A 24,056-nucleotide genomic window follows, 5' to 3' on the forward strand; every position below is an offset into this window, starting at 1 on the left:
GACCGTTCAAATGACTCAAAGGTGGACCTTTCGCTGATGCATGAAATATGACACATTATGCGCCGATCTTTCTCTCGGAAGGAAGGCCACTCATGCGCACGCTGTCCGCCGTGCTCGCGGCCGGGCTGACCCTGGCGTTATCGCCGGGGCTCGCCGCGGCCGATCCCGCCCCGTCCCCCGCCACGAGCGCCTCCCCCGTGGCCGGCCCCGCGCCCGGCCCTGTCAAGAGCGGCCCCGCCGAGGACGGCCGCCGGGAGCAGCCCGTCAACCCCATCGCCGCCGAGCAACGCGCGTTACGCACCAAGGCCATGGAGCAGGTTCTCGCCGCAGGACCGCAGGCGCGCGGCCGCGGCGGCAAGCCCAGGGTCGGCAGGCAGTACGTCGAGCTGGCCTTAGAAAGAAAAGACCGGATATTCACCGTCCTGTCCGAATTCGGCGACCGCATTGACAACACCACGACGCACAACGGCCAGATCAGGTACGGCGGGACGCCCGGCCCGCTGCACAACACCATTCCCCGGCCGGATCCGCGCCACGACAACCACACCCTGTGGCGGAAGGACTTCGACCGGGCCTACTACCAGGACACCTACTTCGGGTCCGGCAACTCCCTGCGCAGCTTCTACCGCCTCCAGTCCTCCGGCCGGTACGACATCGACGGCTACGTCTCCGACTGGGTGAAGGTCCCGTACAACGAGGCCCGGTACGGCACGCCGCGCTGCTCGGGCGGGCTGGACTGCGACACCCCGCTCTTCGACTTCGTCCGCGACTCGGTCGGCGCCTGGTACGAGGGCGAGCGGGCCAGGGGCCGCAGCGTCGCCGACATCACCGCCCAGCTCAAGACCTTCGACGTCTGGGACCGTGACGACTTCGACAACGACGGCGACTTCGACGAGCCGGACGGCTACCTCGACCGGTTCCAGGTGATCCACGCCGGCGTCGACGAGACCTGGGGCGGCGGCGCGCAGGGCGCCGACGCGCTGTGGGCGGTCAGCCACGACGCCTACTGGAACCTGCGCGGCCAGGCGGGACCGCCCGGCAACCCGCGCGGCGGCGTGCAGATCGGCGACACGGGGATCTGGGTCGGCAAGTTCCTCACCGCGGGCGAGAACAGCGGCGTCGGCCTCATCGCCCACGAGTACGGCCACGACCTGGGCCTGCCCGACCTCTACGCGTACGGCACGGGCGGCGACAACGGCGTGAAGTTCTGGTCGCTGATGTCGGACGCCTCCTACCTGGGCGACAGGAACGGGCCGACCGCCGAGTACCCCGGTGACCTCGACGCCTGGAGCAAGCTGCGGCTGGGCTGGCTCAGCCACGACCGGGCCAGGGCCGCCACCGACTCCACCCACACCCTGGGCGTCAGCTCGTACAACACCGACGACCCGCAGGCCGTCCTGGTCGACCTGCCGCCGCGCACGGTCAGCACGGAGCTGACCGACCCGGCGCAGGGCGCCTTCCAGTGGTGGAGCGGGAAGGGCGACTATCTCAACGAGACGCTCACCCGGCAGCTCGACCTCACCTCGGTGTCGTCGGCCGTGCTGACCGCCAAGGTCTGGTACCGGATCGAGCAGGACTTCGACTACCTCTACACCGAGGTGTCCGAGGACGGCACGACGTGGACCCGCGTCGGCCCGAGCCTGACCGGCACCTCGGACTGGACCGACCTGCGCGTGGACGTGGGCGCCTACACCGGGAAGAAGATCTGGTTCCGCTTCCGGTACTCCACCGACACCAACACGGTCGAGAACGGGTTCCTGGTGGACGCCATCGACCTGCCGGGCGTGTTCTCCGATGACGCGGAGAACGGCGACAACGGGTGGACCGCGGTGGGCTTCAGCCGCGTCGGCCGGGTCGGCACCAAGGACCATCCGCGGGCCTACCTCGTGGAGAACCGGCGTTACGTGGGCTACGGGTCGTACCTGAAGACCGGCCCGTACAGCGCGGGCTTCCGCAACGACCCGAAGCGGGCGGAGATCTACGAGCGGTTCCCCTACCAGGACGGCGTGCTGGTCTGGCTCTGGGACACCTTCTACACCGACAACAACACCCAGCAGCATCTCGGCGAGGGCATGATCCTGCCGATCGACGCCCGCGCCGTCCCCCTCCAGTGGAACGACCACACCCGCGTGGGCGGGCGCACGCAGGTCTTCGACGCCACCTTCGGGCTCACCGCGACCGACCGCCTGCGCCTGCACAAGGACGGCGCCGCCACGGTCTTCCCGTCCGTGCCCGGCGTCCCCGCCTTCGACGACCGCACCGGCGTCTACTGGTACAGCACCTATCCGACCCTCGGTGTCCGTCTGCCGGACACCAACACCAGGATCGAGGTGACCGGGCAGGCCCGGCGCGGCCTGCGGACCACGATCCACGTGGGACCCGCCTCCTGACCGACCCGCGGGATGCCGCATCGGTCCTCGGTGCCGGAGATCGATGCGGCATCTCTACCAGGAGCAAAAATATGATATGTCACACTGTGTGGCAGACCTAACTCTTCTCTCTCGCACCGGCCGTTTCACCTACGGCTCGCCCCGGGCGCTGACCGCCTTCGCGGACCGGGTCCTCTTCCTGCGGTCGACGGGCCCCGAGGACCCGGTCGAACGCCTGTGGTCCCTCGACCTCCCCAGCGGCGAGGAACGCCTGCTGGCCGACCCCACCGCCCTCACCGGCCGCCCCCTCGACCTCCCGGCGGAGGAGCGCGCGCTGCGTGAACGGCTGCGCCTGTGGGCTCCGGGGATCGGCTCCTACGACTCCGACGGCGTCCACGCGGTCTTCGCCCTCGGCGGCGAGCTGTTCCGCACCGACCTGGCCACCGGCGTCACCGAGGAGCTCGCGACCGCGAGCCCCGCCTTCGACCCGCGGGTCAAGGACGACAAGGTCGCCTACGTCTCCTCCGGCCGCCTCCACGTCCTGGACGGCGCCACGACCAGGGTCCTGGCCACCGAACCCGGCATCTCCTGGGGCACCGCCGAGTTCGTGGCCGCCGAGGAGCTGGGCCGTACCAGGGGGCACTGGTGGTCCCCCGGCGGCGACGCGCTGCTGGTCACCAGGGTCGACGAGCGACTGGTGCCGCGCCGCCGCCTGGCCGACCCCGCCGACCCCGAACGCGAGGCCGAGCCCCTGGCCTACCCCCAGGCGGGCGGCCACAACGCGATCGTCGAGCTGCACCTGCTCGGACTGGACGGCACCCGCAGGCAGATCATGTGGGACGACCGCCGCTTCCCCTACCTGTCCGCCGTGGACTGGGCCGAGCGTGACCGGCCGGTGATCACCGTGCTGGACCGGCTGCAGCAGCACGGCCGGCTGCTCGCGGTCGACCCGGCCACCGGCGCCACCACGGAGCTGCACGCGTTCGCCCACCCCCAGTGGATCGAGAACGCGCCCTTCCTGCACGAGGGCCGGATCCTGGAGATCGTCGAGGTGGACGACACCCAGGCCCTGGCCATCGACGGCGTCGTCGTCACCCCGACGTCGCTGTACGTCCGGCGGGTGGCCGGCTCCCACGGCGACGACCTCCTCCTCGAGGCCGCCGAGGAAGAACCGGCCGAGCAGCACGTCTACCGCCTGGCCCGCGACGGCGCCCTGACCAGGATCACCGGCGAGCCCGGCGTGCACAGCGCCCTGACCGGCGGCCCGACGATGGTGCTGACCAGCGGCACCGTGGAGACCATGCGGACCCGCCGGATCGTCGGCGATCTCGAGCTGCGCGACCTGTCGGCGGCCGTGCCGTACCGCCCCCGCCCGGTCCTGGACCGCGTCACCGAGCACCGGCTCCCCTCCTCCGTGCTCTACCCGACCGGCCACGTTCCCGGCGAGAAGCTGCCCGTGCTGCTCGACGTGTACGGCGGGCCCGGGTACCAGGCGGTCGCCCTCGAGCCGGGACGGTGGATCCGCCGCCAGTGGTGGGCCGACCAGGGCTTCGCCGTCGTCACGGTCGACAACAGGGGCACGCCCCACGTGTCGGTCTCCTTCGGCCGGGCGATCTTCCGGCGCTTCTCCCAGGTGGCGCTGGACGACCAGGTGGCGGCCCTGCGCGAGCTGGCGGGCAAGCACCCCGACCTCGACCTGTCCCGGGTGGGCGTGCGCGGCTGGTCCTACGGCGGCTACTTCGCCGCGCTGGCCGTCCTGCGGCGGCCCGACGTCTTCCACGCGGCCTGCGCGGGCGCCCCGCCCACCGACTTCCGCTGGTACGACACCGCCTACACCGAGCGTTACCTGGGCCTGCCGGAGGACAACCCCGACGGCTACGCGGCGGACTCGCTGATCCCCGACGCGCCGGGGCTGGAGCGGCCGCTGCTCCTGCTGCACGGCCTGGCCGACGACAACGTCTACCCCCTGCACACCCTTCGCCTGTCGGCGGCGCTGACCCGTGCCGGGCGGCCGCACGCCACCGTGCTGCTGCCCGGCGTGAGCCACATGACCCCGGACGGCGTCGCCGAGAACCTCATGGCGATGGAGCTGGACTTTCTCCGGCGCGAGCTCCAGAGGGGGTGATCGAGGCGGGCTCCCCGGAAGGGCGCCGGCGGCCGGCGCCCCAGCGATTTGAACGCTCAAATTCGCTCTCCGTTCGCCCGCAACTAACGATCTTGAAAGGTTCGCCCGGCGAAATGGGAACCCCGGGCAGCCCGCCCGGGACCCAAGGGAGGGGAACCATGAGAAAGATCGTCATCGGCGCGGCGCTCGCCGGCGTGTTCGCCGTCGCCGCCCCCGTGGCCGCCTCGGCCTCGACCACCGCGACGCTCACCACGTGCAGCGCCTGGAAGCCGGTGGGCAACCGCTACTTCCAGTCCTGCATCGAGGTCACCGGCACCCAGGTCACCACGTACGGCCTGGTCAGCTCGGCCGGCGCCACCGCGCCGAGCGACACCGGCGTCGGCCTCACCAGCCGCGACGAGAACGGCGGCGGCGGGCACCTGGGCCGCAAGGAAGGAACGGTCCACGTCGACAACAACACGGTGCGCTTCGACGGGTACACCACCACGGTCACGGCGGGCGCCCGCGTCCGTTCCACCGTGTACGTCCCCGGCGTGATCGGCACCGGCACCCTGGTCGGCACCGACGGCGCCACGTTCTTCGACTCCGACGTCCCGCAGGGCCCCAGCGGCCCGGTGGGACCCGGCGGCTACCCGACCCCGACACACCAGGCCCAGATCACCACCTGGGTCACCGTCGCGGGCTGACGTTCCCTGACCGGATCGCCCGGACCAACCGGTCCGGGCGATCCCGGCAGTCCGGGTGCGGCGGTGCAGGCTGTCCAGGTGGCCCGGACCGACCCGGCGATCCTGGTGGTCTGGACTGTCCCGGCGATCCTGTTGATCCGGCGAGACCCCGCGACCAGGGCGATCCCTGCGGTCCGGGTGGACCCGGCGGTGCGGGCCGGCGGGGTGTCAGGCCCTCGTCGGGGCGGCACCCGTGCGGGCGGGTCCGGCAGCCGACGCACCGCGGCCTTCGTCCATGAGGACGGACCGCTCGGCGGCACGGCAGGCGGCCCGCGATGGCCGTGGCCGTGCCGCCGCCGTACGGGTGGATCACTTGAGGGTGAGGCAGGCGACGCGGCCACCCGCGGTGCCGTCGGGCGCGGTGGCCTTCTCGTGAATGACCAGGGAGTGCGGCACCCGGTCGGGTGACAGCGCCCACGGCTGGCGCGCGGTCGACGTGGCCGCCCCCGAGCCGTCGGTCTTGATGTCGAGCCACACCTCGTTGGACGCGTTGACGGTGCCGTGGGTGTGCTGGAAGTGCGGGCCCGAGTCGTCCGGCTTGGACCCGCACGGGTTGGCGTGCAGGTGCACGCCGTAGGCCCGGTTGGGCAGCAGCCCCTCCGCGACGAAGGACGACCGGGTCTGCCCGTCGGCCGACTCGACCGTGACGCTGGCCTTCGCCCCCTCGGGCACCAGCTTGGTGTTGTAGACGATGGCCGAGGGGTCCTTGGCGCCGAACTCGCCGCCGCCGGACAGCCGCACCCCGATCTGGGGCGTCGGCGTCGGCGCGACGGCGGTGGTGGGCGCGGCACAGGCCCCGGCGGTCAGCAGGGCGAGAAGGAGTGCTGGCAGGCGCATGACGAACTCTCCAGAAGCGAGCGGCGGAGGCCCACTCTACTGAGTAGTCGTACGCTTACGCGCCGTGTTCGCGAGCGATGTCGTCGATGATGGCCGCCAGCGTATGGTCGAGTTCGGTGAGATGGCCCGCGTCGTGCGTGGTCAGCGCGAGATGCAGGGTCCGCCAGCGGATGTCGATGTCGGGGTGGTGGTTGAGTTCCTCGGCCTTGACCGCGATCGCGTCGACGATGCGGATGGCCGTGGGGAAGTCCGGCGCGACGATGCTGCGCCGGAGCACCTCCCCCTCTTGCTTCCAGTCGCTCATACGGGCCACGTTACTTCAGGGCGCCCGCCCCGAGCCCCGACTGGATCTGGCGCTGGAAGATGATGTAGATCACCAGGACCGGAATGATCGCCAGGTTCAGGGCGGCGAACAGGGCGGGCCAGTCGGCCTCGTAGCCCGCGATGGTGGAGATGTCCGCGATGCCCTGCGTGATGACCCACTTCTCCTTGTCGCCCGGCACCAGCGCCAGCGGCAGCAGGTACTGGTTCCACTGGCCCAGCACGTTGAAGATCGTGATGCTGACGATGCCCGGCCTGGCCATCGGCAGCATGACCTGGAAGAACGTGCGGGTGTGCGAGGCGCCGTCGATCCGCGCGGCCTCGGCGACGGCCTCGGGCAGCGTCCTGAAGAACGCCGCGAGGAAGAAGACCGTGAAGGGCAGCGAGTAGGCGATGTAGACGATGACCAGGCCGACGTGCGAGTCGAGCAGGCCGAACTGCTTGACGATGAAGAACAGCGGGCCGATGGCAAGGAACACGGGGAAGGCCATGCCCGCCACGAACAGCAGGTAGATCAGGCGCCGGCCGGGGAAGGTGTAGCGGGCCAGGACGTAGGCGGCCATGGAGCCGAACAGCATGGTGCCCGCCGTACCGAAGAACACCACGATGGCGGTGTTGATCATGTAGGTGCCGACGCGGGCCTTGTCCCACGCCCGCGCCCAGTTGTCCCAGCGCACCGCGCCGGGGAGCTGGAGCGCGTCGCCGAAGATCTCGGTGTTGTTCTTGAAGGCCGCCAGGAACGTCCACAGCAGCGGCAGGACGATCAGCAGGGCCCAGATGGCGAGCGCGAGGTGCGAAAGCCCGCTGAAGACGTTGCGCCCGCCGCGGACGGCCTGGCGGGCAGACGTCGAGGGGCGGGCCTGCGACGAGCGCATCGGCTCCTGCACGGTCTTGTTCGGCATGTCAGAGCTCGATCTTCTCGCGCCTGGAGACGCGCAGGGTCAGCATCGCGAAGGTGATGGTCAGGAAGAACAGCGCGACGCCCATCGCGGAGGCGTAGCCGACCTTGTTGTAGGAGAAGGCGGTCTTGTAGATCTCCACGGGAAGCACGGTGGTGGCGCCGTCAGGGCCGCCCGCGTCCACCGACAGCACCTGGACGAGCGCGAAGCAGTCGAACGCGGCGATCCCGAGATAGACCCAGCCGACCTGGATGGTGTCGCGCAGCAGCGGCAGCGTGATGGAGAAGAACAGCCGCAGGCGGCCGGCCCCGTCGAGCGCGGCGGCCTCGAAGTAGTCCTTCGGGATGGCCGCCATGCCGGCGGAGAACAGCACCACGTAGAAGCCGACCGCCTGCCAGATCATCACCGCCAGCAGGGACCAGAGGGCCAGGCTGGGCTCGGTGAGCCAGCCGACGGGGTCGACGCCCATCTTGATCAACGCGCCGTTGACGACGCCGCTCTCGTCCGGCCGGTAGATCGCCTTCCAGAGCACGCCGACGACGGCGACCGCGAGGACCTGGGGGGCGAAGAAGACCACCTTGTAGAAGGTCGACCCCCACACCCCCCTCATGCCCGCCCCGCGCGACCCGCCGCCCAGGTTGATCAGGAAGGCGAACAGCAGCGCGAGGGCGATCGTCACGAGCGGCAGCACGAGCAGGATCACCGCGTGGTTGCGTATCGCCTGCCAGAAGATCTCGTCGTCGAACAGCCGGCCGAAGTTGGCCAGGCCGATGTAGGCCGGGTTCCGCTGGTAGCCGTTCCAGCTCGTCAGCGAGAGCTGGAACGCCTGGATGTACGGACTGATCACGAAGACCAGGTAGAGGGCCAGGGGGACGACGAGGAACCCGGCGACGAACCCGTACTTGCGCAACCGCTCCGTGTTCATTGGCCGCCCACCGCTCCTCTCTCGCCACGTCGGGTTCGCTCCGTGCCCATGAGTCCTAGACGTTCCTCGTCTGCTTCGCGATGGAGGAGTCGGCCTTGACCGCGTCGGCCTTCTTCTGGACCCGGTCCAGGTACTCGTCGACGGTCAGCCGACCGGCCATCAGCGTGTTCTGCTGCTGCCAGGCGTAGTCGAACAGCTGCTTGTACCAGCCCTCGAAGCGCGCGTCGGTGATGATGTCCTGGCCCGCGGCGTCCTGCGCCTTCGCCGCGCTGACCAGGCCGGGGGTCAGGTCGAGGCCCTCCGCGGCGCCGTTGACGACGGTGAGGTTCTTGGTCTTCTCGGTGAAGCCCCTCGCGCCTTCCTTGGAGAGCATGAGGCGGAAGTACTCCAGGCCGCCCTGCGGGTTCTTGCCCTTGGCGGCGACGACGAAGTTCTCGCCCACGCCGACCTGGATCGCCCCGTAGGGCATCTTGTCGGAGGCGGTCACGCTTGGAAAGGGCGCGATGGCGTACTCGAAGGTCTTGGGCTTGTCCTTGGCCATCTCGTTCTCGAGCCAGGAGCCGCACGGGTAGAACAGCACCTTGTGCTGCAGGTGCTTGATCTGCGTCTGGGTGTGGTCGAGGCCCAGGTAGGCCTTGTCGCCGTAGGCCGTCTGGATCTCCAGCCACGCGGTGACCGACGCCTTGACCGCCGGGGACTTCCACGCGTTGTCGACGAGGTTGTCGATGTCGATGATGACCTGGTTCCCGCCGATCTTGGCGGCGGTGTAGAGCATGTTCCAGAGCTGGTAGTACGGACCCTTCTGGCCCGGGTAGGCGAACAGGACGATGCCTTCCTTCTTCGCCGTCTCGCCGAGCGCCTTGAACTCCTCCCAGGTGGTCGGCAGCGTCCAGCCCTTCTCGGCGAAGAGCTTGGCGTCGTACCAGAGGGCGCGGTGCGACACCGTGTAGTTCAGCACCAGGTCCTGGCCGTTGAGCTTGGCGTTCTCGATGGCCGCGGGGGTGATGGTGTCGCGGACCTTCTTGTTCGGGTCGTCGACCGACGGGGCGTCCCACAGCGGGGTCAGGTCGGCCAGATGTCCCTCCGCGGCGAGGGCGGCCAGGTCGAGCGCCTCGGGTCCGGAGTTGTTGACCACGTCGGGCACCTCGCCGCTGAGGAAGCGGGGACGCAGCTGGGTGCCGATGTTCTGGGTGCCGACGTGCTTGATCTGGGCGCCGGCGTGCGCCTTGACGTAGAGGCCCTCGTGGATGTCCTTGGCGTAGGAGTCGCCGTAACCGCCGCTGAAGATGACCACTTCGAGAGGCTTCTTGGCGTCCACGCCCAGCGGGTTGGCGGCCGACACCAGGTTGGAGGCGGCCGCGCTCGCACCGGCCGACGCGGCCGGCTCGGCGCCGCCGCCGGTCGCGCAGGCGGACAGGAGGCCCGCGCCGGGGCCTGCGGCGAGAGCGGTGATGCCGATCCGGCGCAGGAGCTGGCGCCTGGTGATCTCTCCCGGGTGGGTCATGAGGTCTCCCGTGGATCAATTAGGAAAGTTTCCTAAACGTTTGCCTGAAGGTACGGACGGCCGGCGACCTGGGTCAAGACCTCGAGACGCAGCTGTGACCTTGAGAGGCCACACCGTGATTTCCGGGGGCGGGGGCAGCATCCGCGATCGAGGGCGTACGGCAGGGCGGCGGGGTTGCCAGCATCCTCGACAACGGCATGGACGGCAAGGGTGTCGGGACGATCTTCGACAGCCGGCCAGGCCTCTTGTGGGCCGGCCCAACCGCCCGCCAGGGAAGCCGGGCGGAATGGGCATCGAGCCGAAGCCGGTCACCGGAGGCGCCCGTCCTGGGACACCGGCCCGACGGGCAGCCACCGGGGCGGACGGCGCGTGCTCAAGAGCGGTGCACGAAGGGGCCCGTGCGGTGGCGACCTGCGGGGTCCTTTCGGGCGCGGCCTGGCGACGCCCCAGAAGCGAAAGGTCGCGCGGGGTGCGGGGTGCGCGTTACACGGGGCGGCTTGCGCGGAGGCGGGGGTCGGGTTGCGTGGGGCGGGGGTGCGCGTTACCCGGTGCGGGTTGCGCGGGGCGGCCGGGGAGCGCCGTCCCGCGCCGGGTCGTCAGCCGCCGAAGTGGGCGCGGGTCTCGGCGAAGGCCCGGTCGGTGCCCTCCAGAGCGCGGGCCACGTCGGCCTCAGTGTGGGCCGCCGACATGAACCAGTTGTGCCACGGGTGCAGGTAGACGCCGTTGCGCAGGCAGGCGTCGCTCCAGTGCACCGCCACCGACAGGTCGGCGTCGCCCTCGAAGCTCAGCCACGGGATGGTCACAGGCCCGGTCTGGTTGACGGTGAAGCCGTGGGCGCCGGCCTGGGCGTACAGGCCCTCGCGCAGCAGGGTCCCCGACGTGACCATGGTCGCGATGCCGTCGGTGTCGCGCAACGTCTCGATCGTCGCCTTCGCGGCGGCCATCGCGACCGCCGAGAACCAGAACGAGCCGGTGGAGTACAGCGTCTGGGCGGGCCCGCGCAGCGCGTCGGTGCCGGTGACGGCGGCGATCGGGTAGCCGTTGCCCATGGCCTTCGACCAGGCCGTCAGGTCGGGGCGCACGCCGTACTGCTCCCACGAGCCGCGCAGGTCGATGCGGAAGCCGGCCCGCACGTCGTCGATGACCAGGGCGGCGCCGAGGCGGTCGGCGAGGGCGCGGGCGCCGCGGGCGAAGGCGGGCTCGACGAGTTCCTGGTCCTCGAAGGAGTCGTGCTTGAACGGGGTGACGATGATCGCGGCCACGTCACCGTCGACGGTGGCGGCGGCGGCCTCCAGCGACTCCAGCGAGTTGTAGGTGAACTCGACCAGGTCGGCCCGCTCGTTGGGCGTCGTGCCTGCGGGCGAGGGCGTGCACCAGGGGTCGGCGCCGTGGTAGGCGCCGTGCGCCATCAGCACCTTGGTACGGCCGGTCGCCGCGCGGGCCACCATGAGCGCCTGGGTGGTGGCGTCGGTGCCGTTCTTGGAGAACATCGCCCAGTCGGCGCTCGGGATGGTGTCGACGAGCAGTTCGGCCAGCTCGACCATGACGGGGCCGGGGCCGTTGAGGCAGTCGCCGAGGGCGAGCTGGCGGGCGGCGGCCGACTCGACGGCGGGATGCCGGTGGCCCAGCACGACCGGGCCCCACGAGCACATGAGGTCGACGTATTCGCGGCCGTCCACGTCCCACTGCCGGCAGCCTTCGGCGCGGGCGAAGAACTGGGGGTAGCCGGGGGCGAAGATGGCGGCGTTGAGGTGGCCGTACATGCCGCCGGGGATGACCTGCTGGGCGCGCTTGCGCAGCTCGGCGTCCTTCACGACAGTCCTTTCAGGGTCGAGTCGAGGTCGGTGAGCCCGGCGTCGGAGCCGAGGCCGGTGGCGACGCGGGCGGCGGCGGCCGTGCCCCAGCGGGCGGCGGTGGGGACGTCCTGGCCGTGCAGGAGGCCGGTGAGGAATCCGGCGCAGTAGGCGTCGCCGCATCCCGTGGTGTCGCTGACCTCCACGGGCAGGGCAGGGACGCGGGTCGCGCCGTCGGCGGTGACGACCAGGCTGCCCTCCGCCCCGAGCGTCACCAGCACGCCGGTGGCCCCGTCGGCCAGGAGCGCCGCGGCGGCGGCCTCGACGGTGCCGGCGCCGGTCATGGCGAGGGCCTGGGCGGCGTTGGGCAGCACGTAGTCGACGTGCGGCACGAACGCCCGCGCCATGGCCAGCAGGTCGGGCAGCTCGGACAGCAGGTCCATGGTGACGACGGTGCCGCCCTGCCGCAGCTCGTCGAGGAGGGCGAAGAAGGCGGGCTCGCCCAGCGCGAAGGTGACGTCCATGCCGCCCAGGTGGACGGCCCGCGCGCGGCGCAGCACCTCGAGGTCGAGGTCGGCGAGGGTGACGCTCAGGTTGGCGCCCGGCACGTGGAAGCTGGGCCGGCCGCCGTCCGGCCTGATGGGCAGGATGGAGGCGGCGGTCTGCTCCCCCGTACGGCGGGCGAGCCCCGACACGTCCACGCCGTGCCTCGCCATGATCATGAGGAGGAAGTCGCCCAGCTCGTCGTCGCCGATCGCGCCCATGGAGGTGACCTCGTTGCCGAGCTTCACCAGGTCGACGGCGGTGCCGGCGGCCGAGCCCGCGGCCGTGAGACGGATCTGGTCGACCAGGACGGTGTCCTGTCCGGTGGGGATGGCCTCGACCGGCCGGGTCAGGACGTCCACGATGTGCACACCGACGGTCACAACGGTCATGGCCGGTAGTAGACAGACGTCCGACTAAAAAGTCAATATGCTGGAGGCATGCCGAAGATCGTTGACCACGACGAGCGCCGCCGCGAGGTGCTGTCCGCCGCGAGCACCGTCATCGTGCGCGACGGGATCGACGCCGCCACCAGCCGCGCCATCGCGAAGGAGGCGGGGCTGTCCAACGGCGTGCTCGGCCACTACTTCACCGACAAGGACGAGATCCTGCTGTCGGCGCTGCGCCACTCGCACCAGCGCATCCGCGAGCGCATCACCCGCCGGGTCGAGGGCCTGACCGGCCTGGCGGCGCTGCGCGAGGTGCTGCTGGACAACCTGCCCCTCGACGACGAGCGCGACCAGGAGACGCGGCTCGAGATCAGCTTCTGGAGCCGGAGCCTGGCGGTGGACCGGCTGGCCGAGGTGCAGCGCGCCGAGGCGGCCGAGCTGCGCGCCGCCGTACGGCTTCTGCTGGAGCAGGCGCGCGATGAGGGTGAGATCGGCGCGGACGGCGACCTCGACGTGGCCGCGGAGCGGCTGCTGGCCCTGGTCGACGGGCTGAGCCTGCGGGCGCTGCTCTACCCTGATCAACTGGGCCGGGCCGAGATGGAGCGCATCATGATCACGACGCTGGAGGCATTGTGAGCGCCGTCGACCTCCTCAGGCGGGAGATCTGCGAGTACGGCAGGCGAGCCGTCGAGCTCGGCCTGGTGCTCGGCACGTCGGGCAACCTGAGCGCCCGCGACGGCGATCTGGTGGCGGTCACCCCCGCGGGTGCCGCGCTCGACCGGCTGACCCCGGAGATGTGCCCGGTCGTGGACGTCGAGGGTCACCTGGTGGAGGGTGACCTGCAGCCGTCGTCCGAGACGCCCATGCATCTGGCGATCTACGACTCGACCGCGGCGCGGGCCGTCGTGCACACGCACTCGGTGTTCGGGACCGTGGTGGCCACCACGATGACCGAGCTGCCGCCCGTCCACTACAACGCGCTGCTGCTGGGCGGCGCGGTGAGGGTCGCCGAGTACGCCACCTACGGCACGCCCGAGCTGGCCGCCAACATCAGGGCCGCGATGGAGGGCAGGCAGGCGGCGCTGATGGCCAACCACGGAGGGGTGACCATCGGCGCCACGATGGAGCAGGCCTTCGAGGCGGCCCGGCTGCTGGAGTGGCTGTGCGAGGTCTACGTGCGCGGGCTGTCGGTCGGCAAGCCCGTGGTGCTCACCGACGAGCAGCTCGCGGCGGTGGTCGAGCGCTCGCTCAACCCCCCGACGTTCCCGCGCCGCCCTCGCTGACGGACCCTGCGGTCACGGGCCGCGCTCACCGGCACGGACGGCGGTCCCGCGCCGCCCTCGCCGACGGGAGCGGCGGTCACGGGCTCGCCGTGACCGCCGCCGTCGCCTCACGCCCGTCCGAGCGCGGCCTTCTCCGCCAGTCCGAGCGGCAGGCTGCCCGAGCCCGCGATCCGGTCGTGGAACTCCTTCAGCGAGCCGGTGAACGCGCCACTGATCCGGTCGATCTCCAGCGCGCCCGTCAGGTAGGAGGGCGCCTGCGTGGGCCAGGCGCAGTAGCGGTTGACCTCGCCCTTGGCCGTCTCGGGCGAGAGCGAGGAGTTGGCCAGCATGTACGCCTCGGCGTCGGCGATCGACATGTCCTCGCAGTGGAGGGCGGTGTCGACGACCATGCGGGCGGCGCGGAAGATGCGCGCGTCGAGGAAGCCCAGCTCGGTGGCCGGGGTGTCGAAGTACCCCTGCTCACTGATCATCTTCTCGACGTAGAGGCCCCAGCCCTCGTTGAAGTAGGGCGTGCTGAACACCTTGCGGATGGTCCTGGGGTTGCCCGCCTTGTGCGCCAGGTGCCAGTGGTGTCCCGGGTAGGCCTCGTGCACGGAGATCGCGGGCATCTGGAAGCGGCTGTTGGTGCGCAGGCGCTGCCGTACCTGCTCGTCGGTGAAGCCGTCGGGGGTGTAGGGCACGAAGAAGTAGCCGCGCCGCGAGCTGGTCAGCGGCGGCGGCGCGATGTAGTGGGCGACGGACAGGATCGGCCTGTTGTACTCCGCCGAGGGCAGGACCAGGCACTCCTCGCCTTCGGGGAAGGTGACGAGATCGCGCTCGCGCACGAACTCCCTGGCCCTCTGGGTCTCCGCCTCGTACTCGGCGCGCATGGCCTCCAGGGTCGGCGGGTGGTCGTCGGCGAGGATCGCCAGCGCGGCGCGCCAGTCGGCGGAACCGTCGAACCTGCGCGCCGCCTCCTGCATCTGGCCGTCCAGCAGCGCGACCTGCTGCCTGCCGCGCTCGTGCAGCCCCGCGGCGCCGTACCCGAGCAGCTCCTTCTCGGTCAGCAGCGTGGAGTAGAGCTTCTCCCCCATGCGCCAGGTGCCGCCCGCGGTGAAGTTCTCCAGGAAGGTGACGAAGGCGTCGAAGGCGTCGGCGGCGGGCTCGGCCGCCGCGAGGAACCTGGCGCGCGCCGCCTCGTCGGCGATCATCGCGGGGATGGTGCGGGTGACCAGCCCCCTGGCCGTGCGCGCCTGGCCGAGGGCGCGCTGCACCTGCAGGTCGGAGGCCAGGTCGGGGTCGAGGTTGGTACGGCAGGCCGCCAGCACGCCCGGCACCTCGCCGAGCTGGGCCACCGCGGCCTCGACCAGCTCGTGCTCGGGCTTGAGCGCGCGCTGGAACGGCACGAACAGCGAGGAGAAGATCCCGCCGAGGTAGGCGGTGGGGTCGCGGCGCCACCACGGCCAGGTGGCCAGCGCCAGCTCGCCGCGCAGGTGGGAGGCGGCCAGGTCGCGGTCGATCTCGTCGTCGAGCGTGGGGGTCTCCCACGTCGCGAGCCGTTCGAGCCACGCCGCCTGCTCGCGCTCGTAGGCGAGCAGGCCCTGCTCGGTGTAGTCGCCGAGCGTCCGGTCGTGGCCCTCGGCGCCGAGAAGGGTGGCGGAGACGGGGTTACGGTTGAAGTACCAGGTCAGAAACTCGTCCACGCTCGCACCATATCCTGGTCAAATGCCGCTACAGATCACCGGCGCCCTCGGCGACCCCGACCTCATCAGACTCCCGTGGGAGCTGCCGCTCGCGGAGTGGCCCGCCCGTCACCTGGTGGACCTGCCGCGCGGCATCTCCCGCCATGTCGTGCGCTTCGCCCGGCTGGGCGGGAAGGTGTACGCGATCAAGGAGATCAGCGAGCGGTACGCCAAGCGGGAGTACAGGCTGCTGTGGGACCTGGCCAGGCTCGACGCTCCGGCCGTCGAGCCCGTGGCGTACGTGACGGGCAGGGATGAGGGGCTCGATTCCGCGCTCATCACCCGGCACCTGCAGTTCTCGCTGCCCTACCGGGCCGTCATGTCGGGGACGCTGCGCCCCGACACGCTCACCAGGCTGCTGGACGCGCTGGCCGTGCTGCTGGTGCGGCTGCACCTCAACGGCTTCTACTGGGGCGACTGCTCGCTGTCGAACACGCTGTTCCGCAGGGACGCGGGCGCCTTCGCCGCCTACCTGGTCGACGCGGAGACCGGCGAGATGCACCCGATGATCAGCGAGGGTCAGCGGCTACAGGACATCGAGGTCGCCTACACCAATCTGTTCGGCGAGATGCTCGACCTGGAGGCGGGTGGGTTGCTGCACCCGTCGATCGACCCGTACGACACCGCCGAGCAGATCACCTCGCGCTACCACCGGCTCTGGGAGGAGATCACCCAGGACGAGATCATCGAGGAGGTCGACTGGCACAAGGTGGAGAACCGCATCCGCCGGCTCAACCTGCTCGGCTTCGACGTGGCCGAGATGATGGTGCGCCGCAAGGTCGGCACCGGGCGGCTGATCGTCCGGCCCAAGGTCGTGGACGCCGGTCACCACCAGCGCAGGCTGCTGCGCCTGACCGGGCTCGACACCGAGGAGAACCAGGCCCGGCGGCTGCTGAACGATCTCGACGGCTTCCGCGTGGCCAAGGGCCTGCGCCACGAGGACGAGGCGATCGTGGCCCACAGGTGGCTGGCCGAGGTCTTCCAGCCGACGATAGAGGCCATTCCCGACGAGTTGCGGCGCAAGCTGGAGCCCGCGCAGCTCTTCCACGAGGTGCTCGACCACCGCTGGTTCCTGTCGGAGAAGGCCGGGAGCGACATGGGGCTCCCGGCCGCCGTCCGTTCGTACGTCGAGACCGTCCTGGTCCACAAGCCCGACGAGAAGGCGTTGCTGCCCGACGAGCCTCAGTACTGATGAGAAACGTGGCCATCAGACTGCCGAGCCGCTCTTTTCGCAGGTCAGCGCCGTATCGGCAGTCCAGCGGCCACGTTTTTCATCAGTAGGCGACGGTGAACCTGCGCCGCACGTGCTCGGCCTTCTCGATCTCGTCGGCGACGGCCACGGCGTAGTCCTCAGCGCTGATGACGCTGTTGCCCTGCTCGTCGGCGAGCAGCCGGTCGCCGCCGAGGCGGAAGGTGCCGGTGCGCTCCCCCGGCTGGATGATCGCGGCGGGGGCGACGTAGGTCCAGTCGAGGTCGGTGACCTCCCGGTAGAGCCCGAGCGCGGCCCGCTGGGACAGCGCCTCCTTCTTGTAGATCTGCGGGAAGTCGGGCGTGTCGACGAGGTCGAGGCCGGGCGCCACCTCGAGGCCGCCGGCGCCGCCCACGGTGATCAGGCGCCGGACGCCGGCCTCGCGGACACCGTCGATCAGGGCCCTGGTGGCGGCGAGGAAGGGCGCCTCGGGCTCGGTGCCGTCGCGCGGCGGGGCGATCGCCGAGATCACCACGTCGTGGCCGGCGGCGAGCTCGGCCGCCTGCGTGACGTCGCCCTTGACCGGGCCCGACCTGCTCACTCCGGTGACGTCGTAGCCGCGGTTGACGAGTTCGGTGACGATGCGCTGACCGATCATGCCGGTGGCGCCGAAAACCAGGATCTTCTTCATGACATCGATAGTATCCATTGGATACTGGTTACTTCATCGTGCTATAGGTACCTTATGGATACTGGCGACGCCTTCGACCCCAACTGCCCGACCCGACTGGTCCTCGACCGCATCGGCGACAAGTGGTCGGTCCTCGTCCTGCTGAGCCTGTCCCGCGGGCCTATGCGCTTCACCGAGCTGCGCGATCGCATCGGCGGCGTCACCCCGAAGGTGCTGACCCAGACACTGCGGGCCATGGAGTACGACGGGCTGCTGACCAGGAAGGTCTACGCCGAGGTGCCGCCCAGGGTGGAGTACACGCTCACCGACCTGGGCCACTCGCTGCACCAGCCGCTCGCCGAGGTCACCCGCTGGGCGGAGAGGAACGTCCACCTCATCCTCAACAGCCGGGAGGCAGCCGATCACGTGGTGTGATCCTTACTCCCCGGAGAAAAGTTTCTCCGCCCGGGATGAAGATATCCACCACCGGTCTCTTCCCGTACGGCCCGCGCCTTCATAGCCTGACTCGGTGCGTCCGCTGGAAAGCCTCCTCACCGGGCTGGCGGGGGTGTGCTCGTCCGGCGCCCTGCGCGTGGGCGGCTCCGGGGTGGTCTACCTGCTCGAGGGCAAGGTGACCTACATGGAGAGCGCCGAGACGCCCGGCATCGAGGAGCTGCTCACCGGCGGCGGGCGGGTGAGCCGGGCCGACGTGGACCGGGCGGTGACCCGGCGCGAGGGCGGCGAGCCGCTGTTCGGCGAAGGCCTGCTGAGCCGCGACGAACTGGCCGAGCAGCTGCGCAGGGCGGTGCTCGACGCCGCGCTCGTGCTCTTCGGCACCGACGCCGCCCGGCCCACCTTCCAGCCGAGCGAGCGCCACTGGCTGGGCCCGCACTGGCACTTCGAGGTCGACGAGCTCATCGCCGAATGCGTCCGCAGGAGCACCCGGCTGGACGAGGTCTGGCCGTCGGACGAGCTCGACGCCGCGCCCGTGGTCCCGGTCTCCCGCCTGCCGGGCGATCGCGTCACGCTGAGCGCCCGGCAGTGGGAGGTGCTGGTCCACGCCGACGGCACCGCGACACCGCTGCAACTGGCCAGGCGGCTGGACACCACGGCCTACACGGTGCTGCTCGCCGTACGGGAACTGGCGGCGGCCGACCTGCTCGTCAAGCCCAGGAGGGCGCCCGCGCTGCCCAAGCGGGTCCCCGCGCCGCCCGGCACCGAGATGCGGCACGAACCGGCGGACCTCAGCCTGCTGCGGCGGCTGCGGAGCGCGCTTGAAGATCTGTGATCGCGTCCATGACCTGCTCCCACAGCGGGCGGGGCAGGTCGTGGCCCATGCCCTCGAAGGTCATCAGCCGCGCGCCGGGGATCGCGGCGGCGGTGGCCCGGCCGCCGGAGACCTGGACCAGCGGGTCGGCCTCGCCGTGGACCACCAGGGTGGGCACCCGCACGCCCGCCAACCCCTCGCTACGGTCGCCTGAGGCGAGGATCGCGGCCAGTTGCCTGGTGGTCCCGGCGGGATCGTGGTCGCGGTCGAAGGCCAGGCCCGCCAGCCGGGCGACGCGCTCGCGGTCGAGGGGGTAGCCGGGCGAGCCGATCACCGACCAGACCTCCAGGGCCCGCTCGATCGCGCCCTGCCGGTCGGCGGCGGGCGGGCCGAACAGCGCGGCCATCGCCTCGGGGGTGGGCGGCCCGGCCTCGGGGCTGGGCGTCGACATGATGGAGGTCAGCGTCAGCACCCTGCCGGGGTGCCCGATGGCGAGCGCCTGGGCGATCATGCCGCCCATCGAGATGCCCACCACGTGCGCGGCGGGCCAGCCGAGCGCGTCCATCAGGCCCGCCGCGTCGCCGGCCATGTCGCTCAGCAGGTACGGCGCCGCCGCGCCGGGGGTGAGGTCGGGCACGCCCGCCTCGCGGAAGTGGGTGGAGAGCCCCACGTCGCGGTTGTCGAAGCGGACGACGTGGTGGCCCCTCCTGGAGAGCAGTTCGCAGAACTCGTCGTCCCAGTGGACGAGCTGGGAGCCGAGCCCCATGATCAGCAGAAGGGGCCGGTCTTGGGGGTCACCGATGGGGTCGTAGGCGATGTCGATGCCGTTGGCGCGCGCCATGAGCGTCATGCGAAGCAGAATCTCATTCTGTTTCGCATGACGACAAGAGGGAGATCAGCGGGAGACGACCTTGCGCAGGTGGTCGCGGCCCAGGTAGCCGACGCCGCCGACGATCGCGAGACCGCCGATGAGGGCCAGCGCGGTGCCGGTGTGGCTGTCGTCCTCGGTCGCGCTCCGGGCGGCGGTGGTGCGCACCGGGCCGTCGAAGGAGGCGGGCCTGACCGACGCGGCGGCGGCCGTCGTCCCCTTGGACTCCTGCTCGTCCGCCTCACGGGCGGCGACCAGCTCGGCCTTCTTGGCGGCCTGCGCCTTCTTGGCGGCCTCGGCCTTCTTCTTCTCGGCCAGGGCCAGGTAGTCGACCGGCGGCTTGGCCGGGTTGTGGTCCATACGACCCCACGCGCCGGTGGAGAAGGCGACGGGGTGGTTCTTCTTGCCCACGCCGTCACCCCACTTGGTGATGACGTACTGGACCTTGATGTGGCCCTGACCGCCGTTGCCGTTCACCATCAGCGTGTCGGAGTTGAACTCGCCGCCGGTGAGGTAGGCGAAGGTCTTGGCGTCGAGGTCGAGCATGACGCCGCTGCTGGAGGGCACGCCAGGACCACGGTCACCCACGAAGAAGGGGGCCTTCTTACCCTTGTAGACGACGTAGCCTTCGGTCATGAGGGGCCAGCTCGGGCTGGCTGCCAGGCCCTTGCGCATCGAGATGCCGCTCGCGGGCAGGCCGGTGTCGCCGGCGCGGCCGGAGGAGTCGTCCCAGAAGTAGGAGGCGGTGGTGCCTCCCTGGAGGAGGGTCCGCTGCTGGGTGGTCCGGGCGAGGTCGGGCTCCGTGGGCTCGGCGAGAGCGGCGGCGGCGCCGGAACCGACGGCGAGGGCGGTGGTGACGAGCAGGGCGGAAGCGCGCATGCCAAAGCGGCGGGTCATGAAAGTCCTTTGTGCGAGGGATAGGAAATCCGCGCTCACATGAAGATCAGGCAAAGGCGTAGCCGGGCATGGGCCTAGCAGTCGCTACGCGAAAAGACAGAGCGCGAAAGGAAGCGGGGGGAAGCGCCGCTCAGTTCGGGGGGCTGTCGTACAAGGGTGGTGTCCTCTCCATCTCGCCTACCGGGTTAGCTGACGGGTTCGGGCGTGGAGATGCCCTACCGGCACGAGGCCGGATTCACCCCAAAGAGATGGGTCCCCGGTTCCCGCAGTCGCGGGATTCGGCGCCGACCGGCCGACTCTTCCCTGGTGAAGAGCACGGTCACCGCTCGGTAACGCAAAGGACTCTATGGGCAAATCACCCCAAAGGCAAAAGCAAACCCATGAATCGGAAAGAGGATCTACCCTTTATCGTCACGATTCAGCAGGCGCGGAGAGCGCGGAAACCCCTGAAAAACAACGGGTTGCGCGGGCGCGGCAGGAAAGCCGATCAAGGGGATAAAAATCATGAAATCGGCAGCGGCGCCGGGGTAAAGCCGGAGTACACACGGCTGAAGAAGGCGCGGGCCGGTCGTACGGCACGCCCCGTGCCCGCCGCGCCGCGGACACGGGGCGTGGTCCGTCAGACCTCGAGCTTCTCCTCGATGCCGCGCAGCTGGTGGCGCGCCAGCGCCAGGTTCGCCCTGGTGCGGTCCAGCGCCAGGTAAAGGAAGAGTCCCTTGCCGCCCCTGCCGGTCATCGGCCTGATGATGTGGTACTGACCGGTCAGCGTGATGAGGATGTCCTCGATGACCTCCTTGAGGCCGAGCGACTCCATCGTGCGCATCTTCGCCTTGACGACCTCGGTGTTGCCCGCGGCGGCCACCTGCAGGTCCAGGTCCTTGGAGCCGCCGAGGGCGCCGAGCGCCATGCCGCTGCCGTAGTCGACCACGACGGCCCCGAGCGCGCCGTCGATCGCCATCATCTCCTTGAGAGAGACGTCCATGCTGGCCATGCGTTTCCTCCGTGTGAATGCGAGTCACTTTCGCGATGCGATGGCGGCGACGCTCGCCGCCGTCTTGCGACCCTCCAGCCGCAGCAGCCCGAGATTGGTGCCGGGCTCGGCCAGGACTGTGAGGACGATCGTGGGGCCGGCCGTGTAGAAGGCGGCGAAGCCCGCGCTGCCCGAGATGAGGGTCTCCTCCAGGGCACCCTTGCCGGCCATGACGGCCATGCGTCTGCTGAGGGCCAGCAGCGCCGCCGACAGCGCGGCGGTCTGCTCGACGTTGCCGCCCGTCAGGTCGCTGGCGATGGTCAGCCCGTCCACGCTGCAGGCGATGCTTCCGCTGACGTCGGGCGTACGCTCGCGCAACAGGATCATCTCCTTCAGCACCTCGTCCCGCAGCTCCACCGGTGGCCTCCTTCTGAGTGAGGGGAACCTCACGACAGCTCCTCCAGCGCCTTCTTCAGCCGCAACAGCAGGTTCACGTCGGTCGGGTCCGCGGTCACCACGGGCCCCAGGGGCAGAGCAGGAGCGTCGGGGTCGTGGCGCGGCCCGGCCTCCGGAACCCGGTCGACCCGTCGCGGCAGCGGCGGCGCCGTACCCTCCGGACGGGTGAGCAGCCCCGCCGCCGCCAGCCGCCGTACGGCCAGCAGCGTCGCGTAGCCGGGCCGGCCGAGCCTCATGGCCAGTTCCAGGGGGGTGGCCGCGCGGTCGGCGTGGACGAGGATCTCCCACTGCAGGTCGCTCAGCACGACACGGTGGCCCGGCGGCCGCCTGACCGGCGCGACCGGGGCGGTGTCCACGTCCGCCGACGGCCAGACGCGCTCCAGCTGGGCCCGCCTCCTGCCGCACTCGCGGACGATCTCCTCGACCTCGAAGAACCAGTGGGAGCCGAGCCAGTGCCGCTCGCCGGGCCGGAACTTGGGCCTGGTCCCGGTGACCGGCAGGAGGAAGTACGCCGCGTCGAGGACCGCGCCGAGCACGCAGTGCTGCAGCTCGCCCTTGGTGAGCATGCCGTAGTCGACCAGGCGCGCGCCGCCCTCGCGCTGGGCCCTGCGCAGGGCGGGCGCCGAGACCCTGCCGCTGGCCATCAGCACGTCCTCGGCCCTCGGCGTGTCCGCGCACTCCATGTAGGTGACCCGGCCGGCGTCCATGAAGATCGCGCCGGCCCGCCCCACCCGCAGGGCGCCCGTCGAGCGTTCTCTCGCCAGCCCGGCGAGCAGCGTGTCCAGTGCCGGCATGTCACGAGGTCAACTGTCCTGAGATGGCCTGCAGGCGGTAGCGGGCCAAGGCGAGGTTGGCCCGCTCCTTGTCCAGCCGCACGTAGATGACCAGCGGGCCCTCGAACGGCGTCACCACGTGGCGCACGAGATGGTGGCCCTTGTCGGTGGTGACGAGCATCTCGTCGATCCGGATCGTTCCATCGGGGGAGGTCTGGGCGAGCCCGTCCGTGGTGTGGCGCAGTGCCTCGCTCAGCGCCGCCGCGGAGCGCTCGGCGTCCAGGCCCTCGCTCCCGTTCGCGACCACCGCCATGCCGCTCGTGTGCTCGACCACCATCGCGTCGAGCGCTCCGGGTATGGCCATGACCTCGGCCAGGCAGTCATCGAGTCCCAGCACGAGACCTCCCTCACCGTCGCGCTGACCGGGACAGCGTAGGAGGCGGAGGAGCCCCCAAAAAGACGGAGAAGACGGCGGTTATGGATATTTATAGCTAGAGGAGCGAAAAAGCTCTCCAGAGTGGCAAGGCTATTCCGCCAGGCGCTATTGAGAATGTTTCTCACATTCTCCCACCAGCCGCATCTCCGCAGCTCAGCGCCACAATGCGGGAAAAAGAAGGGAGGGTACGGCAGGTGCCGTACCCTCCCTTCGACGTCGTGGCGTCAGCCGCCGCTCTTACGACGGAAGGTCCGCTTGTTCGAGGCGGGACCGTGGGCACCGTGAATCTTCGAGGGGCCTTTCCCCTGCCCGCCCGCGACCGAGTCTGCGTGCGCGTTGTTCTTGCGCTCGAGCGCCTCGCGGAACTTCCGCTTCAGCTCATCCTCGGGAGCCTCGATCGGCTCGGGTTCCGCCGGTGTTTCAGCCATCAGGACCTCCTGGTCTTGGGGACACTGACAGCTTCGCACGACCCCGCGCACCACGTGAAACCGGTCTACGCTTTACCCATGAGCACCCCCCTGCCCGACCGTGACCCCCAGGACATGCGCGCCGCCGACCTCGACCGCGAACGCACCGCCGAGATCCTCCGCGCCGCCGCGGGAGACGGGCGGCTGGGCATGGAGGAGTTCCACGAGCGCCTCGACCAGGTCTACTCCGCCAAGACCTACGCGGAGCTCGACCTCCTCACCCACGACCTGCCCACCACCGTCCACTCCCCCGCCGCCTCGACGGCGCCGGGCAAGGAGAGCGGGGTGGCGATCGCCGTCATGGGCGGATACCACCGCAAAGGCATCTGGCGGGCGCCCCGGCTGTTCACCACGGTGGCCTTCTGGGGCGGCGGCAAGATCGACCTGCGCGAGGCCGTGCTGACCGGCGGGGAGATCACGATCAGGGCGTTCGCCGTGATGGGCGGGGTCGAGATCGTCGTGCCCGACGACGCCGACGTCGACGTGACCGGCATCGGCATCATGGGCGGCTTCGACCACGCCGCCAGCGGCGCCGGAGCACCGGGCGCGCCGCGGATCAGGGTCACCGGGTTCGCGTTCTGGGGCGGCGTCGACGTCCGCCGCAAGCGCCGCAAGCAGCGATAGCCACC

The 24,056-nt window shown here is 70.6% G+C and carries 25 protein-coding genes and 1 riboswitch; of the genes, 9 read left to right on the forward strand and 16 right to left on the reverse strand.

Annotated features, from left to right (window positions below; translation table 11 throughout):
* The first annotated feature begins 92 nt into the window (after window positions 1–92).
* From ACWEVS_RS26990 to ACWEVS_RS27000, 3 genes are all read left to right on the forward strand, one after another.
* Window positions 93–2,390: an immune inhibitor A domain-containing protein gene (locus ACWEVS_RS26990; protein ID WP_452553916.1), complete on the forward strand. Its 2,298-nt coding sequence runs from the start codon at window positions 93–95 to the stop codon at window positions 2,388–2,390.
* Window positions 2,391–2,478: 88 nt separating this feature from the next.
* The gene (locus tag ACWEVS_RS26995; RefSeq protein ID WP_452553917.1) at window positions 2,479–4,494 is read left to right on the forward strand and encodes a prolyl oligopeptidase family serine peptidase; all 2,016 of its coding nucleotides are present in this window, start codon (window positions 2,479–2,481) and stop codon (window positions 4,492–4,494) included.
* 158 nt (window positions 4,495–4,652) lie between these two features.
* The gene (locus ACWEVS_RS27000) at window positions 4,653–5,180 is read left to right on the forward strand and encodes a hypothetical protein (RefSeq protein WP_452553918.1); all 528 of its coding nucleotides are present in this window, start codon (window positions 4,653–4,655) and stop codon (window positions 5,178–5,180) included.
* Window positions 5,181–5,528: 348 nt separating this feature from the next.
* On the opposite strand, the gene ACWEVS_RS27005 is transcribed toward ACWEVS_RS27000, so the two are convergent.
* From ACWEVS_RS27005 to ACWEVS_RS27035, 7 genes are all read right to left on the reverse strand, one after another.
* Window positions 5,529–6,056 (reverse strand): superoxide dismutase family protein, encoded by a 528-nt coding sequence (locus ACWEVS_RS27005; protein WP_449917404.1) that lies wholly within the window; start codon window positions 6,054–6,056, stop codon window positions 5,529–5,531.
* Between the two features lie 55 nt (window positions 6,057–6,111).
* Window positions 6,112–6,360, reverse strand: coding sequence for a 4a-hydroxytetrahydrobiopterin dehydratase (locus ACWEVS_RS27010; RefSeq protein ID WP_354913662.1), 249 nt, complete (start codon window positions 6,358–6,360; stop codon window positions 6,112–6,114).
* 10 nt (window positions 6,361–6,370) lie between these two features.
* Complete coding sequence (locus ACWEVS_RS27015; protein WP_452412576.1) at window positions 6,371–7,279, reverse strand: carbohydrate ABC transporter permease; 909 nt, start codon at window positions 7,277–7,279, stop codon at window positions 6,371–6,373.
* A gap of 1 nt (window position 7,280) precedes the next feature.
* The gene (locus ACWEVS_RS27020; RefSeq protein WP_452553919.1) at window positions 7,281–8,201 is read right to left on the reverse strand and encodes a carbohydrate ABC transporter permease; all 921 of its coding nucleotides are present in this window, start codon (window positions 8,199–8,201) and stop codon (window positions 7,281–7,283) included.
* 55 nt (window positions 8,202–8,256) lie between these two features.
* Window positions 8,257–9,705 (reverse strand): N-acetylglucosamine/diacetylchitobiose ABC transporter substrate-binding protein, encoded by a 1,449-nt coding sequence (gene ngcE, locus ACWEVS_RS27025; RefSeq protein WP_452553920.1) that lies wholly within the window; start codon window positions 9,703–9,705, stop codon window positions 8,257–8,259.
* Window positions 9,706–10,301: 596 nt separating this feature from the next.
* On the reverse strand, window positions 10,302–11,519 hold the full coding sequence (locus ACWEVS_RS27030; protein WP_354913670.1) for an aminotransferase class III-fold pyridoxal phosphate-dependent enzyme: 1,218 nt from the start codon (window positions 11,517–11,519) through the stop codon (window positions 10,302–10,304).
* On the reverse strand, window positions 11,516–12,433 hold the full coding sequence (locus ACWEVS_RS27035) for a carbohydrate kinase family protein (RefSeq protein ID WP_452553921.1): 918 nt from the start codon (window positions 12,431–12,433) through the stop codon (window positions 11,516–11,518). The genes ACWEVS_RS27030 and ACWEVS_RS27035 overlap by 4 nt, the downstream gene beginning before the upstream one ends.
* Before the next feature lie 48 nt (window positions 12,434–12,481).
* Here ACWEVS_RS27035 and ACWEVS_RS27040 point away from each other — a divergent pair, with 48 nt between their 5' ends.
* Both ACWEVS_RS27040 and ACWEVS_RS27045 read left to right on the forward strand, forming a co-directional pair.
* Window positions 12,482–13,066 (forward strand): TetR/AcrR family transcriptional regulator, encoded by a 585-nt coding sequence (locus tag ACWEVS_RS27040; RefSeq protein WP_452412574.1) that lies wholly within the window; start codon window positions 12,482–12,484, stop codon window positions 13,064–13,066.
* On the forward strand, window positions 13,063–13,713 hold the full coding sequence (locus tag ACWEVS_RS27045; protein ID WP_452553922.1) for a class II aldolase/adducin family protein: 651 nt from the start codon (window positions 13,063–13,065) through the stop codon (window positions 13,711–13,713). Before ACWEVS_RS27040 ends, ACWEVS_RS27045 begins: the two co-directional genes overlap by 4 nt.
* Before the next feature lie 107 nt (window positions 13,714–13,820).
* Here the strand turns inward: ACWEVS_RS27045 and ACWEVS_RS27050 are convergent, their stop codons facing one another.
* Window positions 13,821–15,395, reverse strand: coding sequence for a DUF885 domain-containing protein (locus tag ACWEVS_RS27050; protein WP_452412572.1), 1,575 nt, complete (start codon window positions 15,393–15,395; stop codon window positions 13,821–13,823).
* Between the two features lie 22 nt (window positions 15,396–15,417).
* Here ACWEVS_RS27050 and ACWEVS_RS27055 point away from each other — a divergent pair, with 22 nt between their 5' ends.
* Window positions 15,418–16,626: a DUF4032 domain-containing protein gene (locus ACWEVS_RS27055; RefSeq protein WP_449917422.1), complete on the forward strand. Its 1,209-nt coding sequence runs from the start codon at window positions 15,418–15,420 to the stop codon at window positions 16,624–16,626.
* An 82-nt stretch (window positions 16,627–16,708) separates the two neighbouring features.
* Here the strand turns inward: ACWEVS_RS27055 and ACWEVS_RS27060 are convergent, their stop codons facing one another.
* Window positions 16,709–17,314 carry an NAD(P)-dependent oxidoreductase gene (locus ACWEVS_RS27060; protein ID WP_449917425.1) on the reverse strand — a complete coding sequence of 202 codons (606 nt, stop codon included), beginning with the start codon at window positions 17,312–17,314 and terminating at the stop codon, window positions 16,709–16,711.
* A gap of 54 nt (window positions 17,315–17,368) precedes the next feature.
* On the opposite strand from ACWEVS_RS27060, the gene ACWEVS_RS27065 reads away from it, so the two are divergent.
* Both ACWEVS_RS27065 and ACWEVS_RS27070 read left to right on the forward strand, forming a co-directional pair.
* Entirely contained in the window at window positions 17,369–17,728 is a 360-nt protein-coding gene (locus tag ACWEVS_RS27065; RefSeq protein WP_452553923.1) for a winged helix-turn-helix transcriptional regulator, read from the forward strand.
* A 94-nt stretch (window positions 17,729–17,822) separates the two neighbouring features.
* On the forward strand, window positions 17,823–18,581 hold the full coding sequence (locus tag ACWEVS_RS27070) for a hypothetical protein (RefSeq protein ID WP_452553924.1): 759 nt from the start codon (window positions 17,823–17,825) through the stop codon (window positions 18,579–18,581).
* Here the strand turns inward: ACWEVS_RS27070 and ACWEVS_RS27075 are convergent.
* From ACWEVS_RS27075 to ACWEVS_RS27105, 7 genes are all read right to left on the reverse strand, one after another.
* The gene (locus tag ACWEVS_RS27075; RefSeq protein WP_449917429.1) at window positions 18,538–19,410 is read right to left on the reverse strand and encodes an alpha/beta hydrolase; all 873 of its coding nucleotides are present in this window, start codon (window positions 19,408–19,410) and stop codon (window positions 18,538–18,540) included. The genes ACWEVS_RS27070 and ACWEVS_RS27075 overlap by 44 nt on opposite strands.
* Window positions 19,411–19,455: 45 nt before the next feature.
* Complete coding sequence (locus tag ACWEVS_RS27080) at window positions 19,456–20,325, reverse strand: hypothetical protein (protein ID WP_452553925.1); 870 nt, start codon at window positions 20,323–20,325, stop codon at window positions 19,456–19,458.
* Between the two features lie 159 nt (window positions 20,326–20,484).
* Window positions 20,485–20,619, reverse strand: a riboswitch (cyclic di-AMP (ydaO/yuaA leader).
* A 325-nt stretch (window positions 20,620–20,944) separates the two neighbouring features.
* Complete coding sequence (locus ACWEVS_RS27085) at window positions 20,945–21,316, reverse strand: hypothetical protein (protein WP_449917434.1); 372 nt, start codon at window positions 21,314–21,316, stop codon at window positions 20,945–20,947.
* Between the two features lie 24 nt (window positions 21,317–21,340).
* A complete protein-coding gene (locus tag ACWEVS_RS27090) occupies window positions 21,341–21,712 on the reverse strand; it encodes a roadblock/LC7 domain-containing protein (RefSeq protein WP_354913693.1) in 372 nt (123 codons plus the stop codon).
* 29 nt (window positions 21,713–21,741) lie between these two features.
* Complete coding sequence (locus ACWEVS_RS27095) at window positions 21,742–22,545, reverse strand: hypothetical protein (RefSeq protein WP_452412568.1); 804 nt, start codon at window positions 22,543–22,545, stop codon at window positions 21,742–21,744.
* Between the two features lies 1 nt (window position 22,546).
* On the reverse strand, window positions 22,547–22,921 hold the full coding sequence (locus ACWEVS_RS27100; protein WP_449917440.1) for a roadblock/LC7 domain-containing protein: 375 nt from the start codon (window positions 22,919–22,921) through the stop codon (window positions 22,547–22,549).
* A gap of 263 nt (window positions 22,922–23,184) precedes the next feature.
* Window positions 23,185–23,388, reverse strand: coding sequence for a DUF5302 domain-containing protein (locus ACWEVS_RS27105; protein WP_354913699.1), 204 nt, complete (start codon window positions 23,386–23,388; stop codon window positions 23,185–23,187).
* Window positions 23,389–23,466: 78 nt separating this feature from the next.
* Here ACWEVS_RS27105 and ACWEVS_RS27110 point away from each other — a divergent pair, with 78 nt between their 5' ends.
* Window positions 23,467–24,051: a DUF1707 SHOCT-like domain-containing protein gene (locus ACWEVS_RS27110; RefSeq protein ID WP_452553926.1), complete on the forward strand. Its 585-nt coding sequence runs from the start codon at window positions 23,467–23,469 to the stop codon at window positions 24,049–24,051.
* The last annotated feature ends 5 nt before the right edge of the window (window positions 24,052–24,056 follow it).

The sequence above is a fragment of the Nonomuraea sp. NPDC003754 genome (genome assembly GCF_053605785.1).